The following is a 19,070-nucleotide window of genomic DNA, read 5'->3' on the forward strand; positions in this document are numbered from 1 at the left end:
ACGCATAAGCCATTCCTTTTTCTACTCCTAGTCTAATTAGATGCTTACGTTTTCGCTCGGGCTTTTTCCAATCACACCAAATACAATATCGCAGTCGATTACGCAGCCATTCGTCTACCCTCTTTAGCTTTGAGTAAATACTAGCTAATCGGTAATTGTTAATTGTTAATCCATCCTTGATAGATTAATTTGATGGCTGATAATCTTTGGCTAAAACTATATCCTAGCGTTTTCTTGGTTACTCGCTTAAGTTTCCTCTTCAGTTCTGCCCAACTACGTTTACTTACTAACAGCTGAAATTGACCTTTGCTTCCCTTCTTATAAATAGAAGTAAAAGTGTGGCCTAATACCGTGAAATTTGATGGCCGTCTGATGCCGCTTTTCTCTCTATTGATTTGTAGTTCTAGTTTATCTCTAAGGAAAACATAGACTTCATTACCTATAGATTGTGCTTCTGATTTTGATTTAGTATAGATACTAAAATCGTCTGCATAGCGGATAAATCTACACTCTCTCTTTTCTAGGTATTTATCCAATTGATCCAACATGATATTGGATAGTAAGGGACTCAGCGGACTTCCTTGCGGAAGCCCTTTACGTCGCTTGTGTAGCTTGCCATTTATGCGTATCGGTGCGCGCAGCCACTTACGGATTAACCGCAAGGTGGTTTTACATTTAACCTTCTCATAAATGAGCTGTAGTATTTTGTGGTGTGCTACTTCATCGAAGAATTTGCTCAAGTCTATGTCCACTATATCGCTATATCCATCATTGATATAGGCCAGTGATTGTATAAGAGCTTGTTGCATGTTCTTCTTAGGACGGAAGCCATAACTGTGATCCGAGAATTCTAATTCGAATCTCGTCATCAGTTGCTGACTGACCGCTTGTTGTAGCCATCTGTCTACTACAGTGGGTATTCCTAGGAGGCGTTTGTTTCCATTAGATTTAGGAATTTCTACTCCTCTGATAGCCTCGGGCAAGTAGTTTTCGGCCAGAATTTCTCGCACCAAGTCGCCCTGATGGGTTGATAGATATTCTTGCAGGTCGGTTACTTGCATTCTGTCTACTCCACAAGAGCCTTTATTGCTTACTACTCGTCGGTAAGCTTTATATAGGTTCTTGCCTTGTAGGATTTTTGCTATCAATTCATTTTTTTTTTCTGTCCTTTTAGACCATGGCTATCAGTGATTCCATGGTGAATCCAGACGTGATTTAATGTTCAGTCCTTCCCAAGTTGTCTACCCTAGGGTATGGTATTAGCAGCCCTAGCTTGTTACTCTTGGTACTATGACCTCGGCTGACTTCTCAGAAATATCAACTATTTCTGAGATCTCCCTGGGTAAGTACTTATTCTTTCCGTCGATATCTACTTGATCTACTAATGGAGCCTTTTTACATGCTTAGGGCTTTACAAAGATGTGCTTGCTCACCCCAACTCTACTAGCCTCGGTATCAAGTTCCTGTTCGTTAGAACCGACTTTTGTAGTCTCGCTTCCTTCAGATCTAAGGTCACCCTTAACACCCTTGCGACTTACTAATACTTCGAGACCTCCGTCTCGCGTATAAGGGACTTACACCCTCTAGAATAATTTGCTATCTTTCGATAGCGATACATGCCAGGCACACACTTTGCTACCCCGACAATGCTCGTTCCTCGCACTGCGGGGTAGCCGGAGTTGGGTACAATTGAAAATCCAGTGAAGACAAAATATTTGATAAAAGATTGAAGTATTGTAGGCTTAGTTGATTTCCAATAATACCTCTAACTTATGAACTGAATATTTATCTAATTTTACTAAGAGGAGGAATACCAATTGATAAAACGTAATTCACTCGTACAGAATTAATGGAAAAATACCATTGTAATATATGTGGGAAAAAGCACCCTGTTTTTCATGGTGCCAAGAGTCCGTTACCTGCTATTCTTCGGGATATTCCAGAAAAAGACTGGAGTAGGAGAGTATTGGAGAATGAAGGATTCTATTTGATAGATAAAGCTCTGGCGACGTTAGAAGGATATGTGCAGGTTTTTCATGAAGATGATCCATCCAAGTCTTTTTTTAATTGGCATGTTTGGGTTTCCGTTAGTCCGAGAGAGTTTTTATCAAAAATTGCTTTCATAGAGAGTGAAAAAGAAGTTCGTCTTCAAGGCCGATTGGAAAGTGAGATCATGTTCTATGAAGATGCTGTAGGCCTAGAAGTAGAACTAGTTTTTGATCTATTCAGAGATTTTCCTTTAGTAGAGATAGTTGAATCAAGTGAAATAAAAAATGATCAAAATACTCCCATAACTACGGAACGAGTAGGTGAATTAATGAATAGACTTCATCACCGGGAACTCTTCGTGGCCCCAATTTATTTTGATACTCCTTTTACAATTAGATTATTAGAAGAACTAAATAATTGCAAGATCAAATATGGTCAGGGACGGTTTATCATAAGTCTGATATCCCCGAAAGAGGTGTTATTTCAGATAATACCAAATTCTTTCTTGGAAGCAACGAAAGATGACAGAAAAGGATATGGAGTACATGTTGCCTTTGATTTGGATGATGAATTGAGTGTAGAGCACTTTGAGAGAATTAAAGAACTCGAATCAGCTGACAGTTGGTCATACCATGTTATTGATGGAGTTTCAACTTATCAACTTGACTTAGAGCAAGATCATAAGAAGTTAGTAGAGATAGCTTCAAAACTAATTGAAGATGTCTTTGAAGAGAAAACGGGGCAGATTGAAATTGATAGTTTTGAGATATAATGAAGGACTGTACCGAACTTTGCTAGTGCGACAATGCCTCCTGCGTCGGCACGGCGTGTAGCCAAACCGTTCGCCGACAATGAGTTAAAGGAGTTAAAATGCTAGCTCTGAACTTCAAAAGACAACAAAAGGAATAGATTGCAATTCTAATTATTTTAGAGTAAATTACTTGAGTCTATTTATAATGGAATTTAGTATTGTTATTATGATATTCAATCTCTAATATGGATCGAAAACTCGTCAAAGCAGGGCTACTAGTTGGAGCATTTGCTTCGTTAGCCTTTTTTGTTGACTTTCTAGCAAATCTTACAACTATAGCAGGCTGGGCTATAGGGCCATTATCTACAATCGTTGAAAAGGAAAATTTGAAGAGAATTCATAGTAGAGAAGATACCCCCTCTAATGATATTCTAAGTTTGATAGACGATGCTAATTGGAGTGAGCAAAAGTGTATTATGATATTAATTAACTTTGATGCTATTCCCGCACGAATAGCATTGATTGAAAAAGACATAAGGCAAAAACTAACAAATAAGGAAGAGAGGATTCAGCTATTAGACTCCGATATAGATTCAGATACAGAATGTTCTCTACTAGAATTTACACTTGAATCCGTTGATACGACTATCATTTCAAGTTTAGGTAATATATCTGTTGGTTTTTATTGCACTCTTGATTATACATACAATGACGATAAGCCTACTCGAATTTGGGAGGATAAAATATATGGGGCGGGAATAGATGCGGAGAGTGCCTACATAAATGGCGTGGGCAAAATACGGTCTAGAATTCAAATGTAAATTATATATATATGCGCTTAGTTATAGTATTTACTACTTTAATAATCTTTACTTGCCTTGCTTGTGACCTCACTTATGGGCCAATCGACTTATTAGCAAAGAATAGTGCAAGAGATCTTGTTGATAGACAGATTAAGACAATCGCTATTGCTCCATTTAATTCCATGAATGGTAAGTATCAAAACATGAGCAGTATTCTGAGGGAGAAGTATAAGGCAAAGCTTTCAACTCGAGCCGAGTTTTTTAATATTTCAGATAGAACAGAAGTACAAACTTTGTTAGCAGAACAAGATTTAAGAGAAAGTGGCATGTTTCGTGAAGAAACCATCACTAAGCTGGGAAGTATGTATAGCATAAACGGGGTTGTTACTGGAAAATTCATAGTGACTGAAAACTGGTTAGGCAATCCAAAGAAGGTTACACTATTTATTACCAATATTTCTCTAGCTTCTGGTGTTTCTAAATCTTTTGAAGCTACAGAAATACCTCTATAAAAGATAGATAGATTCTGCACCGAATCGAGTAGGGTAAAACGGACTTCCTTGCGGAAGCCCTTTACGTCGCTTGTGTAGCTTGCCATTTATTGGTCATTGTATTTGATGAAGTATATTAATTTGTAATAACAATCGAATAGTGAATGGGAACAATTAGGGAGAACATAAACTACATCATCAGCGCGCAAAAAGACTTGGGTTATCATATGCCTAGCATCATCAATCCGCCAGCTACAGAAAAAGAAATCAGGATAGTAGAAGAAAAAATTGGACTTAAGTTTAATGCTGCGTTAATCGAATTATTTGGAACTGTAAATGGAATACAATTAGATGGAAAGACTCCATCGGGGCTTACAGGAATAATTCCTATCTATGATTTGCTGAGCCTAAATGACGCAATTGACTATTACAATGAGATGAATTGGGATGATCACAAGGACATCTATGAAATTGAATATGAGCTTGGCCATCAATTATTTCCATTTATTCATGACGGAGCAGGGAATTGCTACTGGGTAGATCTTAATGAGGGGACTGACAACTATGGGAAGCTCTATTGTACAAATACCTTTGGTGATAGGCCAGATTATCTATTTAATTCGTTAGATTTTTTTTTTGAAGCAATAAAAAGAGGGTACGAGCGAGGCATTTTTTCATTAGATGAAGAAGGGTACTTGAATTGTCAATACAAGGGATGGGGAGTGATCTGCCATGAATTGGATAAGTCAATAGCATACTGGGGAAAATATGTAAGTTAGAATAAAGGCAGCGGCGAACTTTTTGCAACGGGCTCCTTTGCTACTGCGACAATGCTCCTACGTCGCACTGCGCAGTAGCCCGAGTTCGGAACCATTGAGTTTCTATTCTATCTGGTACAATATTGAAGCGTATAGTGAAGCAGCGCTCGTCAAGCTCGCAACTGAAAAATACGGCCCTACGGGACCGGTTATAATTCTTTGATTACATTACAGATCATCGCATATGATTTATCCACGTTAATCACCTAGTTCTAATTATTATTAATTATGCTTCTAATTATTCTAATTGGTTTTGTTTCCATTTTGCTCGGATTCGGTGTGATGTTTAAATGGATTCCAAAGGATAAAATGACATTGTCTAATACTCAGGCTCATGTATTAGATGCCTTTGTATATTTATCGCTATTTCTGCTCACATTTAGTATTATTCTGTGGGTAGGTTGGAATACTAGAGTCATAAATTTTCAAGTGTTTAGAATAATATTCTCTATTGGACTCCTTGTGTCATTGTTACTGTATCCAATCAATCGTATTTTTAAAAATTATCAAAACAAGGTGAATTTCAAGACTCTTAGCTCTTGTTTTACTTATCTAGTTATGGCAATCGGAGTCATACCTTTTTTGAATATTGCATTGTTCCAATCGATTAACCCTATACTTGGATTCGAGAGAAAAGTGATCTTTAAAAGTGGTGACCTTATGATGGAAAAAGAGGAAGATGTGATAAAGTCAGGAGGGCAGAATACGTATGTGATTTACAGGAAATCAACGCTTGGAGATGTGTTAATAGATGACTTTATGGGATATAGTCGAGAATATGAAAATCAAGAGTATTGGCTGAGAATGAGTGAAGAACTGAATTCAAAAAATCAAAGTGAAGAATAGTCATTTTGAGAAATCGGAATTGCAAAGTATTCTTATTATTACCTTATAGTCAACCTAAAGCATGAAATTATCAAGAATACTAGTAATACTCGGAGGCATTGGACTGATGATACTTCTCAATCTATTTCTGCCAAACAAAGCTAGTTTCTACTCCCCACCGCTTGGTATAAAGTTGCTGGATTCTGCGGTAGTGAAATCGCTTTCGGTTCATCATATTAGTCATGAGTACTGACTGTGCGGCGGAAGCTCAAGGGGCGCTTCGCTGTGTGAAGTCTCGATCAGGATGATACAGGTACTGTTGCCGCTTACTTGGTGATAAACAATTGAATCGACGAAGCGATTTTAAATCGTGGAGTAGTTGCTGAGTCATTTATAATGATCAGAATAATCTTTATATTGGAAAAGACTTAGCTTAATGACCATGAACTTTGCTGCTACGTCCATGCTCCCTACGGTCGCACGTCGTTCTAGCTTGAGTTACTGTACAATTTAAGACCAAACTATGATAAAAAGAAAAATCTTAATCGTCCTGACCCTATTACTTATTTCAACTTCGGGATATAGTCAATATTTGACAAAAGAAAAAGCTCTAGAAGATTTAAAGGAATTTAAGACTTTATTGCAGAATCAATCTTCATATTATCAAGTATCAAATTTTGATTTTGAAAAAAGCTATAATGAAGTCGAAAGAAAAATAAATCAAGAAGACTCAATCCCAGTATATTTTTTAGCATTTGAGTTAGAAAAAATCATCTCAAATATAATTGATAGACACGCTAGTATCAGAATGGAAAATTTTGAAGAAGATGATTACGAGCTGTTGAATTTGTATTTGCCTTTTGCGGTATCGTCCCTGGGCGACAATATTGTTGCACTTAATTTTAATAGAACAACCAAAGAGTACGAGTATTTTGACCAAGCATATCCGTATTTAAAAGCAGTTGACGGGATTGACATCAAAGACTTTTTAAATAAAAATGCTTACACAAGAAAACTTTCGCCAAAAAATGCGAAACAATCAGATGAATTAAAAGACTTAAGGGATATTGGAGAGCTTTATTTTAAACAAGGCAAAATAACTTTGAAAGAAATCGAAATAACTTTGACGAATGGCAAAACCGATAAAAAATTGCTGCTACCTATGAGCAATAGGAGAAATTGGTATTTCGATATTGGCTCTACAAATTTTAATCGAGACTATAGAGACTTTGGGCGTGATGAAAATTTTGAATTATCAAAGTTAGACAAATGGCTGATAGATTCTATTGCATATATAGCTATCCCTTCAATGTTGAGTTATGAAGAAACCCCGAATTTAGAACCCTACTTGTCATCTACAATTGAAAAGTACAAAGATTCAAAAGCAATGATAATTGACATTCGTGGAAATGGTGGCGGAACAAGAGAAATACTTAATACACTATCAGGATATTTTGTACAACCTGAACAATCGCCTTGGATTGCAAATGTGGCTTATGTGCGAAGCGACCAATTCTTAGATGAAGATATTTCTTCTATGCAATCAAGATTTCTTTACAACTACAATTCAGAAATGTTATCCGACAAGGATAGAAAAGCAATAGATAGTTTTAATGAGAATTACGAAACAGAATATAAAGTTGACGTGAATAAATTTAGTGAACCATATTATATGGTTCTTCACAGTAAAAAACCAATAAATTATCCTATTTATATTTTGGTTAATGAAGAATGTTTCAGTGCGGCTTCTGTCTTTACTTCGGCACTTAAAGGTTTAGAAAATGTAAAAATAGTTGGCGTAACGACGAATGGCTCAAGCGGTAGGTCACAGAAATTTTATCTTAAAAACTCTAATATTCGAGTAAAGTTGTCAACTATGCTTTCTTTTCAAAGAAATGGAAAGACACTTGATGGAAATGGAACAGTTCCGGATATTATTATTGAGAGAGATGAGAATCAAGTGTTGAGAAAAGGTGATTCTCAATTGGAAAAGTTAATTGAAATAATAAAAAACTGATAACTAACGCCTAAAATACCTCGATATCATTAACCAAGCCCCTTCCATCTTGTTTTAGCCTCAATGTGCTGCAAGTTCATTTTATCCGCCAATAATCACTAGTATCCGCATTCTCTAAGCAGTACTATCGTGGGTAATCCTGGTTTGATGTTCTCGTCGAGAAAAGAACCTTAACATGCTATAGAAATAGTTAGAAATGAATTACCTTACCCAGGTTTTTCACAAACCATAGAACAAAACATATTAAAGACATGCAACGATTTAGCAAAAAGTACATCATCTCAAAAGATATGGAATGGGAAGAGCTTGGTGGTGGAGTATCAAGAAAATTCTTGGGTTACGACAACCAAATCATGATGGTGAAAGTAAAATTTGAGAAAGGAGCTCTAGGTTCTCCACATCAACATTTTCACACGCAAGCCACCTATTGCATTTCAGGTAAATTTGAATTTGAAATTGATGGAGAAAAGAAAATTGTAGAAGCAGGAGATGGGGTGTATATCGAGCCTAATTTATTGCATAGTGCAGTTTGCTTGGAAGAAGGGATGCTAATTGACACCTTTAGCCCTGTTAGAGAAGATTTCTTAAGCGGAGGTGAGGTATCTTATTTTGGTGACAAATAATCATCAGGAAAACATCTGTTAGCTTCCTTTAAGAAGATTTTTACGATTTGTAATCGTCTACGAAAAAATCAACAGATATCCTGTCATTGCCGAAATACGCGGAACTGGTGAATTTGCTATTATAGGCACTGTGGTTGGAGGAGGAGCTCCTAATGATTTCACCTACAGTTATAAGAAGCGTTCTGAACTGGCTGGAAATTAAGCTAAATCGGTGCCTATCAAGTCTGGATTCATAAATATTGGATTGGCAGACGATATATTCCGAGTCATAGAGGGGTTCAGGTTGTACTTCAGCCTAAACCCCTCTACTCGTTATCGCTAAAAAACATTAGCCAGCTTCCGCACTTTCAAATAGAATTCTTCCAGCCTTCTACCCTACCCTAGCTAATAACGCTCCTATGAATGAATATTTCAGATCGATCATTTTGCAGAAAACAGGGGCTTCTTCTTTATTTGAAAAGGAGATGATCCAGGAATTGTGGAGTGGCTACGGGAAAATCATCCGGGTCGGATTAAAGAATGCTCCTGTCGAAAGTGTTGTAGTAAAGCACGTTCAGTTGCCCCTGCATAAAAATCACCCGCGCGGATGGAACACGGATATTGGTCATCAGCGAAAGGTGAAATCCTACGAGGTTGAAGCTGCGTGGTATAACACCTACAGCAAAAATAGTGTTGCCCGCTTGCCGCAATGTTTAGCCCTTGAGACGCAAGATGACGAGGTACTGATGGTGCTGGAAGATTTGAATGGAGCGGGCTACCCCTTACGCAAGAGAACGGTCAGGTGGGAAGAAATAGCAGCCTGTTTGACATGGTTGGCACAATTTCACGCAAGTTACTTGGGGGAAACTCCCAATGGACTCTGGGAGGTAGGCACCTATTGGCACTTGGAGACCAGGCCTCATGAATTAGCCGTATTGGAGGATCAAAAATTGAAAGAGGCTGCTGCTGTCATTGATAAAAAACTGAATACTTGTACGTACAAAACATTTGTTCATGGCGATGCCAAGCTGGCCAACTTTTGCTTTGCTGAAGATGGCCCCGTTGCTGGTGTGGATTTTCAATATGTAGGCGGCGGGTGTGGAATGAAAGATGTGGCGTATTTCATAGGCAGTTGCCTGAACGAAAGGGAGTGTGAACGTTTGGAAGCACAAATCCTGGACACCTATTTTGGGCCTTTGCAAAACGCAATGAAGGAACGAAATGAAGCGTTGGAAAAGGAATGGCGTTCTTTATACCGAGTAGCTTGGGCCGACTTTCATCGCTTCCTAAAAGGATGGAGCCCTGGTCACTGGAAGATTAATAGTTACAGTGAGCGTGTCACGGCAGAAGTGATTAATAGTTTATAGAAATGGATCTTTCACAGCTTAGCAATATAGCCATCAAAGCTGCCCTTGCCGCAGGGAAAATCATTCAGAAGCATATGAATGAAGATGTTTCGGTGGAGAAAAAGAAGGGAGGGACAAGCTATGCCTCACAAGTCGTGACAGCGGTAGACAAAGCCTGTGAATCAGCCATTCTTTCTCATTTACTTCCTACTTGTGACGCGTTTGCCTTAGCGCTTTTATCGGAAGAGACCGAAGATGATGGTCGTCGATTCAAAAAAGACTTCTTCTGGTGCATTGACCCAATGGACGGAACGCTTGCTTTTATCAATAAACAATCGGGCTTTTCTGTATCGATTGCTTTAATCGCAAAAGATGGGACACCATATATAGGAGTCGTTTTTGATCCCAGTACAGATACCTTGTACCATGCGATTAAAGGATATGGGGCCTTTAAGAATCATAAGCCTTGGAAAATCAAGCATAGAAACAACCATTTGACCTATGTGACTGATCGAAAACTGAAGGATACGCCTCGTGCAGCCGAAATAGAAAGGCTGCTAAATAAATATGTAGCACAGCTGGGTTTGAATGATGTAAAAGAGATTGCTGGAGCTGGATCTGTATTAAATGGTATTATTGTACTGGAAAATGGCCCTGCTTGCATGTTGAAATTTCCGAAAAAGGAAACCGGAGGTGGGAGCATCTGGGACTATGCTGCTACCGCCTGTATTTATCAGGAATTGGGCTTAGTCGCAACAAATTTTGCTGGAGGAAGATTGGATTTGAACAGAAAAGAGGACACTTTTATGAATCACGAAGGCGTCTTTTATTCTAACTTGATCGATACACAAGATTAGTCATGATACAATTTATACTTAACAATAAGGTTGTCAAAACATCTACCAACTCGGGGCTTACATTACTCGATTTTATTCGAGAGCATCAACAATTGAAAGGCACAAAAATAGGCTGTCGCGAAGGTGATTGCGGTGCTTGTACCGTTTTGGTTGGAACCTTGAATGGAGACGACGTAAATTACCAGAGTATTACGTCTTGTCTTTCCCCTTTAGGAAATGCCAATGGAAAGCATATTGTCACTATAGAAGGTATTAATTTACCTACAGCCTTGAATGCCGTTCAAAAGGCGATGACCGACAATTATGCGACTCAATGTGGGTTTTGTACACCAGGATTTGTCCTTTCTATAACGGGTTTTGCTTTAGCAAATAATAAATCAAGACGTTGCAACGACGCTATTAGCGGGAATATCTGTAGATGTACAGGTTATAAATCTATTGAAAAAGCAGGTTTAGCAATTGAGCAAAAGCTACACCAGGAAGAGGAGCTTCACAGCATAGCGTGGTTGATAAAAGAAGGTTTTATTCCTGATTATTTCGAATACATTCCGCAAAAACTAAAGGCATTACAATATAGTACTTCGAGTGCTTTGACTTCTCTTCCCACAGCGAGCGTGGAGCAGTTTTCAAAAACTACAAAAGTTGCTAATGGAACCGACTTATATGTTCATCATGCAGATAAAATGGCAGCACAAGATGTACATTTATTAGTTGACGAACCAGCCCTGAAAGGTATTTCATTCTCAGACGGCATTTGCACACTGGGAGCCAACACAACGGCTACAGAAATAGCAGAAAACAAGCAGCTACAAAGTCTGTTTCCGAGACTAAAGCAATTTTTCAAACTTGTTTCTTCTGAACCCATCAGAAACATGGGGACTCTTGGCGGAAACTTTGTAAATGCCTCCCCTATTGGTGATATGTCTATTTTTTTTTTAGCACTAAATGCTACCTTGACGATTATGAACGAAGACGGAAAGGAAAGGCAAATCCCATTCCAGTCGTTTCACCGAGACTACAAAGTTTACGATTTACAAAAGCATGAGATTTTAAAGAATATTTCTTTTGACATTCCAACAGCGAATGAGTTTTTCAATTTCGAAAAAGTAAGCAAACGCACTCATCTGGATATTGCCAGTGTGAATTCAGCAGGAAGGATTGAAGTTTCGAATGGTATCATTACGCAAGCGCATTTTTCGGTAGGTGGCGTTGCCGCAATTCCCAAGTATTTATTCAAGACAAACGAGTACCTGTTAGGGAAAGCAATGAATTCGAAAACGGTAAGCGATGCCGCTGAAGTCTTGCAATCAGAAATTTCTCCAATCAGTGATGTAAGAGGAACTTCGGCCTACAAACGCTTGCTGGCAAGGCAATTATTCTTCGCCCACTTCCTTGAATTATTCCCAACTCAAATGGAGTTCGATAAACTAATGGCCTCATGAAGACGATGAAAAACATTGATAGTTTTACCCATGTCCGAGGCGAATCGTTGTTTGTGGATGATTTAATCTTACGACAAGATGCATTGATCGGATTGTGTTTTGATTCGCCAAAAGCGCACGGAAAAATCAAATCGGTAGATTATTCAAAAGCGGAAACACTGGAAGGTGTGGTCAGAATATTTACCTACAAGGATATTTTAGGAGAGAATCAAATTGGCGGCATTATTCCGGATGAACCGCTATGGGCAGAAAACGAAGTGCATTTCTGGGGACAGCCCATTGCTTTTATCGTGGCAGAAACGGAAGCCATTGCTAAAAAAGCAAAAGCCTTGATTTCCATAGAACTCGAAGAGTTGCCTGTCATTACCACCGCCAAAGAAGCCAAAGAAAAAGGGAGTTTTATCAATGCCCCCCGTTCTTTTGAACTCGGTGATACGACCAACGCATTTTTAGCTTGCGATTATGTTTTTGAAGGGGAAACATTCTCTAACGGGCAAGAACATTTGTACCTGGAGACGCAAGGATGTTATGCTATTCCACAAGAAAATGGCACGATAAAACTAATCTCCTCTACCCAAGGGCCAACTATTGTTCAAAAAACAGCGGCTAAAGTATTGGGGATACCCATGCATAAAATCGAAGTGGATGTAATTCGGCTAGGGGGTGGTTTTGGTGGTAAAGAAGACCAGGCAACCCCATGGGCAGTGATGACCGCTGTGGCTGTACAACACCTGAATCGTCCAGTGAAATACATATTGAATCGTCATGATGATATGCGGATGACGGGTAAACGGCACCCCTATACTTCTTTCTATAAAATAGGATTGACCAAAGATTTGAAGATCAAAGCTTTTGAAGCGGAGTTCTTACAAAATTCTGGTGCTGCTGCCGATTTATCTCCAGCTATTGCAGAGCGAACCTTATTTCACGCAACGAACAGTTATTTTATTCCCAATGTAAGTACCACCGTCTTTAGTTGTAAAACTAATTTGCCTCCAAACACTGCTTTTCGTGGCTTTGGTGGCCCCCAGGGTATGTTTGTCATCGAAAGCGCCATTGCCGATGCCGCTGATAAAATAGGGCTCAACAAAAGGCACATCCAAGAAGCAAATCTGCTGGCCGAAAATGATGAGTTTTCTTATGGCCAAATTGCTACACAAGTAGAAGCTGAAAAGACCTGGTTTAGTGCTAAAGAAAAATTTGATTTAGCGCGTTTGGAACAAGAAGCAACTGCTTTTAATAAAGAAAACAAGCGCCACAAAAAGGGCATTTCACTAATGCCCGTCACCTTCGGAATTTCATTTACCAATACCCAAATGAATCATGCCCGCGCACTTATTCATATTTACCAGGATGGCAGTGTGGGCGTTTCTACTGGTGCGGTGGAAATGGGACAAAGTGTAAACACAAAAATGCTACAAGTAGCACAATCGGTACTGGGGATTTCACCTGCAAAAATAAAACTGGAAACGACCAATACGACGCGTGTAGCGAACACCTCTCCTTCTGCTGCCAGTTCTACGGCAGATCTGAATGGAAAAGCCGTGGAAATGGCCTGCAATTCTTTACTGGAAAGATTAATAAAAGTAGCAGCTAAAACACTTTCAGTCGAGGAAAAAACCATTTCCTTTCAAGAGGATTTTGTTTTTGTTGATGGAGAGAAATCTTCCCTTGCCTGGGAAGACGTAATCAATCAAGCAATGATTCACCGAGTTGCATTATCTGAAAATGCACATTACGCCACGCCTAAAATTCATTTTGATAAAACGAAAGAAAAAGGACACCCTTTTGCCTATCATGTGTATGGAACAGCCATTACAGCTGTAACCGTCGACTGTTTGCGAGGCACCTATGAAATTGATGCAGTGAAAATCGTACATGATTTTGGGAAATCTATGAATCTAGGAATCGACTTAGGGCAAGTTGAAGGTGCCTTGGCGCAAGGAATTGGCTGGATGACCATGGAGGAAATTGCATATGGTGAAGATGGGCGATTATTATCAAATGCCTTATCTACATATAAGGTGCCAGATATTTTTTCTGCACCAAAAACAGTAGAAACCATTCCCCTGGAAACAGAAGGAAACGATATGGCTATCCAAAAATCTAAAGCTGTCGGTGAGCCTCCTTTAATGTATGGTATTGGAGCTTACTTTGCGATTCAGCAAGCAGTGAAGGCGTTTAATCCAAATTATAAATTAAAATTTCATTCGCCTTTTACACCAGAGAAAGTGCTGATGGGATTGTATGAACCTCTAAGTTGAAATACACCAAGCAAAATATCATTAGAGGCGCTGTTATTTATAGTATTGGAGATACCATTGCTGCGCTGTTATTAACCGAATTCTCTATCTATCGATTACTCGGAATGGTACTCATTGGAGCAACCATCTATAGCTTTGAAATTCCTAATTATTTCTCATGGATAGATAAAAAAACCATTTCCTATAGCGGAATAAAAAAGACATTAGCCAAAACAGGATTGGCAATTGCGTACTTTAATCCCTTATGGATTTTCCGGCATTTAGCGTTCATAAAACTATTTTCTGGCAATTACCAGCACATCAATAGTAACCTGCTGTTAATTGCGTTTTGGTCATTTTTAGCAAATATTCCGATCTCGTTTATTGCGAATTACCTGATTCAGAACAAGGTGAAATTGGACTGGAGGTTTATGGCAAGTGCTATATTCTCAGCGTTAATGGCTATTTATTACGCATTAAGCGAAACTATTTTCCAATGATTTTTTGGCAAAAACTATTAGATAAGCTTCAAGACAATCAAAAAGTATATGTCTTAACCGTTATTGAAAACTTCGGGAGTTCTCCGGGAAGAAAAGGTTTCAAGATGCTCGTAGCTCAAGACAAATTCATCTTTGGTTCTGTTGGTGGCGGTGTTATGGAATTTTCTTTAGTAGAAGAAGCCCAGCAATTATTATTAGAAGAAAATTCGCCCACATTTATAAAAAAGCAAATCCATAGAGGAGGGGTAAAAAATGGCTCAGGGATGATTTGTTCTGGTGAGCAAACAGTAGCTTTTCATTGCTTAACGTTCCAGCACATCTCTGTCGTTAAAAACGTGCTGAATTGCTTACAAAATGGCGAAAAAGGAACCTTAAGTCTGACACCGGGGACTGTCTCTTTTTCAGTTAAACATTTAGCAAATCTATTTGACTATCAAATCAATTCAAGCGAAGATTGGTTCTTTGAAGAACATATCGGTTTTAGAGAGACCTTGTACATCATTGGTGGTGGCCATGTTGGTGTTGCTGTTTCTGAACTGTTTGTAAAACTGGGATTTCACGTCATTATCTTGGACAACAGGCCGCACTTAAACACCTTAGAGAACAACAATTTTGCACATCAAAAATTAGTGGTTGATTATAACAACATACATGACTATGTGCCTCAGGGAAACCATAGCTATGTAGCAATTATGACCAATAAATACACGGATGACAAATTGGTTCTGAGTAAGTTAATCAAGAACAATTACAAGTTTATTGGCGTCTTAGGTAGCAAATCAAAGTTGAAAATGATGTGGAAAACCTTGCTAAATGAAGGTTTTACGCAAGCAGAACTAAAAGTGATTTACGCTCCTATTGGTTTGTCTATAAAAAGTGAAACACCCGAAGAAATAGCGGTGAGTATAGCTGCGCAGGCTATTCAGGTTAAAAACAAGCACTTTACAAATACTTCTACCTAAAAAGCTGTAAATACAACAAAAGCACTATATTTGCGCAGTTTTTCCAAGGGCTTGTTTTGGAGGCACTCTTGGATAAGGCTTTATGTATTTATTTTTTTTCTAATCTTAACTCGAGATTTTTTAAACTTTGAAATTATGCAAGGTAAAGGAATTGTAAAATTCTTTCTTGTGGTGATGATACTGGTCACTTTGATCCAGTACCTATTTATTCTCCCGACAAATCGGGTAGAAAAGGACGCTGAGCGCTATGCGCTGAGCATTTCGTCATCCATTGAAGACGACGCGGAACAGAACCAAGCCCATACGGATGCGGTTCGCGCGTACCTAGACTCTATGTCTAGCCAGACGATATTTAAAATACCGTTACTCAAGTCTTACACTTATCAAGAACTCAAAAGCCAGCAATTGGCTTACGGTCTTGATTTGAAAGGCGGTATGAGTGTTGTATTACAGATTGACCTGAGAGAACTAATAAGGACGCTCGCCCAGAATTCCAAGGACCAAAAATTTCGAACTGCATTAGAAAATGCCTCCAAAGCTCAGTTAAATGCACAGTCTGATTTCGTTGCTCTTTTTGCCGACGCATGGCAGGAAGTACGCGGTGAAGATCGCCTCGCTCCTATCTTCCAACGCAACGAATCTTTGCGTGATGAGATCAACTACGAGACGACCGATGCCGAAGTTATCCGTATTCTACGGACCAAGGCGGACGAAACAGTAGAACTCACTTTCAACCTGCTCAAGCAGCGTATTGACAAGTTGGGTGTTGTGCAACCAAACGTTAACCTTGACCAGGAACGCGACCTTATTTTGGTTGAACTTCCTGGCATTGACAACCCACAACGTGCTCGTGAATTCCTACAGGCAGCAGCCAACCTGGAATTTTTCGAAACGTTCCGCGTAAGTGACCCAGCCGTTTCTAATGCGCTGACACAGGCTAACGAAAAGTTGCGTACCATTCGTGGTGCAAATACAGAACAGACCATCGAGCGTGTTGATACGCTTTATGTAACCGATTCACTTGGTAATGTTTCTAACGAAATTGAAAAGATCGATACGATCTACGCACAGAACAGCCTTAACGGCCCTCTGTTTGACTTGATGTCACCAGGCCAGGGTGCTGTAATCGGTGTAGTTAGCCGCAGCAATATCGCTGAACTGAAGAGAGTACTAGAGATGGAGGAAATCCTGAACTTGTTCCCTTCTGATCTTCGTTTCCGTTTCTCACAGAAACCTTTCGAAAGCACCTTACTGGACGAGAGTGATCGTCCGTTGGAGATGTTTGAAGTATATGCCATTAAGATGCCTCGCTCTGGCGAAGCTCCTCTAAGTGGTGACCATGTAGTTGATGCAAGTGCGCAGCCAGACCCTCAGAGCAACCAGATTGCTGTATCCTTGAATATGGATCAAACGGGTGCTAAAATTTGGGCACGCATGACTACAGAAGCTGCGAATAACGGTAACCGTGAAATCGCCATTCTTCTGGATGACGAGGTAGCTTCTGCTCCTCGTGTAAACGAGCCTATTACCGGCGGATCGAGCTCTATTTCTGGTAGCTTCTCGCTACAGGAAGCAACTGACCTTTCCAATATTTTGGAGATTGGTAAGTTACCTGCTAGCACGGAGATCATTCAGGAATCAGTGGTAGGTCCTACCCTTGGTGCAGCGAACATTAAAAGCTCAATGACAGCACTTGCTGTAGGTTTCTTGATCGTAATTGCGTTCATGGTTTTCTACTACGGTGGTGGTGGTATTGTATCTGTTATTGCATTGCTGTTAAACCTTGTCTTCATCTTTGGCGCTCTTGCTAGCTACGGAACGGTACTTACCCTCCCTGGTTTCGCAGGTATCATCTTAACGATTGGTATGGCCGTGGATGCGAACGTAATCATCTACGAAAGGATTCGAGAAGAATTGCGAGAAGGCAAGTCAACCATAATGGCTGTTGCTGACGGTTTCAAGCACTCTTATTCTGCAATCATTGATGCCAACGTTACGACGATCCTTACAGCGATTGTCCTTGCCTACTTCGGTTTGGGCCCAATCAAAGGATTTGCGGTTGTATTGATCATCGGTGTACTTTCTTCTTTATTCACAGCAGTACTGGTAGGGCGCTTGATGCTTGACAGCTACTTGAAGCGTAAGAAAGACATCAGCTTTAATACCAGCGTATCGAAGAACGCATTTGCTAATATGCAGATCGACTGGATGGGTAAGCGTCGTATCGCTTATATCATCTCTGGAACGCTGATCGCTTTGAGCCTTGTGTCTTTCGTTACTCGCGGTTTCGAGCTAGGTGTAGATTTCAAAGGAGGTTACAACTACAACATCTCTTTTGATGACAATATCGATGTTGACATTGATGGCCTACGTGCCAATCTTGCAACTGCTTTTGAGGGTAGCACGCCTATCGTTAAAGAAGTAGCTGGTGTCAATACCTTCAATGTAGTAACAGACTACCTCATTGATGTACAATTCGATCCAGAGGCTTACGCTAACGAAGATGAAGCCAACGCTAATAAGCCAGAAACACTGGTTATGCATGCCCTTCACGAGGGTGTTGTTAGCACCATTGGTAGCGAAGTACCTTTCGATCAATTCAGTAATGCTGGCGGTGTGGGCACCCATGTTTCCAGCTTTAGCAAAGTAGGTCCTACGATTGCCGATGATATTACTCGGAGTGCAATTTACGCGGCCATCTTTGCCCTGTTGTTGATCTTCCTTTACATCTTTATCCGCTTTAGCAAGTGGCAGTACTCACTGGGTGCCGTTGCGGCTTTGTTCCACGATACTTTGATCGTATTGGGTATCTTCTCTTTGGGACACGGCGTCTTCGGTTTCAGTATGGAAATTGACCAACCCTTTATCGCTGCAATCTTGACCGTAATTGGTTACTCGATTAACGATACCGTGGTTGTATTTGACCGTATCCGTGAATACTTCAACACTTACACTAGCGGTGATAAGACTTCTGTGATCAACGCAGCAGTGAACAGTACGGTTAGCCGTACGATCATTACCTCTTTAACTACCCTCTTCGGTGTATTGGTACTCTTCCTCTTCGGTGGAGCCAGCATCAAAGGTTTTGCTTTCGCAATCCTCGTGGGTGTTCTAGTAGGTACTTACTCATCTATCTTCGTGGCTACTCCATTGGTACACGATTTGTCAGATGATCTGCAAATGAAAAAGGCTGATGACGGACGTCGGAGCTTCTCTCGCGCTGGTCAGAATTCTTAAAGGTATATTATATTAAGTACTTAGGTACTTGGTATTTTCCGCCTAATATTTTCCAAAGCCGCTTCGACATTGTCGGAGCGGCTTTGGTCGTTTTCTGCGAGGTATCTCGGCAAGAGTCGCGATATGCACAGTGGCAGGATGGAAAGCACATCACGGTAGGTTATTCAATCTAGCTTTATATATTAAA

The 19,070-nt window shown here is 39.8% G+C and carries 16 protein-coding genes; 14 read left to right on the forward strand and 2 right to left on the reverse strand.

The window, feature by feature from the left end; genetic code table 11:
• Positions 1 to 181: DUF4187 domain-containing protein (locus ACRBG0_RS17710; RefSeq protein ID WP_431488274.1), on the reverse strand; the 181-nt coding region annotated here is incomplete at its 3' end.
• Entirely contained in the window at positions 159 to 1,148 is a 990-nt protein-coding gene (ltrA, locus tag ACRBG0_RS17715; protein ID WP_431488197.1) for a group II intron reverse transcriptase/maturase, read from the reverse strand. The genes ltrA and ACRBG0_RS17710, both read right to left, overlap by 23 nt.
• 701 nt (positions 1,149 to 1,849) lie before the next feature.
• On the opposite strand from ltrA, the gene ACRBG0_RS17720 reads away from it, so the two are divergent.
• The 14 genes from ACRBG0_RS17720 to secDF all read left to right on the forward strand — a co-directional run bounded on the left by ACRBG0_RS17720 (position 1,850) and on the right by secDF (position 18,883).
• Positions 1,850 to 2,761: a DUF2199 domain-containing protein gene (locus ACRBG0_RS17720; RefSeq protein ID WP_431488198.1), complete on the forward strand. Its 912-nt coding sequence runs from the start codon at positions 1,850 to 1,852 to the stop codon at positions 2,759 to 2,761.
• Positions 2,762 to 2,985: 224 nt separating this feature from the next.
• A complete protein-coding gene (locus ACRBG0_RS17725; RefSeq protein ID WP_431488199.1) occupies positions 2,986 to 3,561 on the forward strand; it encodes a hypothetical protein in 576 nt (191 codons plus the stop codon).
• 11 nt (positions 3,562 to 3,572) lie between these two features.
• On the forward strand, positions 3,573 to 4,055 hold the full coding sequence (locus ACRBG0_RS17730) for a hypothetical protein (protein WP_431488200.1): 483 nt from the start codon (positions 3,573 to 3,575) through the stop codon (positions 4,053 to 4,055).
• 143 nt (positions 4,056 to 4,198) lie between these two features.
• Positions 4,199 to 4,813, forward strand: a complete 615-nt coding sequence (locus tag ACRBG0_RS17735) for an SMI1/KNR4 family protein (protein WP_431488201.1) — start codon at positions 4,199 to 4,201, stop codon at positions 4,811 to 4,813.
• 267 nt (positions 4,814 to 5,080) lie between these two features.
• A complete protein-coding gene (locus tag ACRBG0_RS17740) occupies positions 5,081 to 5,698 on the forward strand; it encodes a hypothetical protein (RefSeq protein ID WP_431488202.1) in 618 nt (205 codons plus the stop codon).
• A 502-nt stretch (positions 5,699 to 6,200) separates the two neighbouring features.
• The gene (locus tag ACRBG0_RS17745) at positions 6,201 to 7,694 is read left to right on the forward strand and encodes a S41 family peptidase (RefSeq protein WP_431488203.1); all 1,494 of its coding nucleotides are present in this window, start codon (positions 6,201 to 6,203) and stop codon (positions 7,692 to 7,694) included.
• Positions 7,695 to 7,945: 251 nt separating this feature from the next.
• A complete protein-coding gene (locus tag ACRBG0_RS17750; RefSeq protein WP_431488204.1) occupies positions 7,946 to 8,317 on the forward strand; it encodes a cupin domain-containing protein in 372 nt (123 codons plus the stop codon).
• Positions 8,318 to 8,715: 398 nt separating this feature from the next.
• Entirely contained in the window at positions 8,716 to 9,663 is a 948-nt protein-coding gene (locus ACRBG0_RS17755) for a phosphotransferase (RefSeq protein WP_431488205.1), read from the forward strand.
• A 2-nt stretch (positions 9,664 to 9,665) separates the two neighbouring features.
• A complete protein-coding gene (locus tag ACRBG0_RS17760; RefSeq protein ID WP_431488206.1) occupies positions 9,666 to 10,499 on the forward strand; it encodes a 3'(2'),5'-bisphosphate nucleotidase CysQ family protein in 834 nt (277 codons plus the stop codon).
• 2 nt (positions 10,500 to 10,501) lie between these two features.
• Positions 10,502 to 11,941 (forward strand): FAD binding domain-containing protein, encoded by a 1,440-nt coding sequence (locus ACRBG0_RS17765; RefSeq protein ID WP_431488207.1) that lies wholly within the window; start codon positions 10,502 to 10,504, stop codon positions 11,939 to 11,941.
• Between the two features lie 5 nt (positions 11,942 to 11,946).
• Positions 11,947 to 14,205: a xanthine dehydrogenase molybdopterin binding subunit gene (locus ACRBG0_RS17770; protein WP_431488275.1), complete on the forward strand. Its 2,259-nt coding sequence runs from the start codon at positions 11,947 to 11,949 to the stop codon at positions 14,203 to 14,205.
• Positions 14,202 to 14,684, forward strand: a complete 483-nt coding sequence (locus ACRBG0_RS17775; protein WP_431488208.1) for a hypothetical protein — start codon at positions 14,202 to 14,204, stop codon at positions 14,682 to 14,684. Before ACRBG0_RS17770 ends, ACRBG0_RS17775 begins: the two co-directional genes overlap by 4 nt.
• A complete protein-coding gene (locus ACRBG0_RS17780) occupies positions 14,681 to 15,646 on the forward strand; it encodes an XdhC family protein (RefSeq protein WP_431488209.1) in 966 nt (321 codons plus the stop codon). Before ACRBG0_RS17775 ends, ACRBG0_RS17780 begins: the two co-directional genes overlap by 4 nt.
• A 135-nt stretch (positions 15,647 to 15,781) precedes the next feature.
• Entirely contained in the window at positions 15,782 to 18,883 is a 3,102-nt protein-coding gene (gene secDF / locus ACRBG0_RS17785; protein ID WP_431488210.1) for a protein translocase subunit SecDF, read from the forward strand.
• Positions 18,884 to 19,070: the final 187 nt, after the last annotated feature.

This window comes from Lewinella sp., assembly GCF_050633125.1.
GTDB lineage: Bacteria > Bacteroidota > Bacteroidia > Chitinophagales > Saprospiraceae > Lewinella.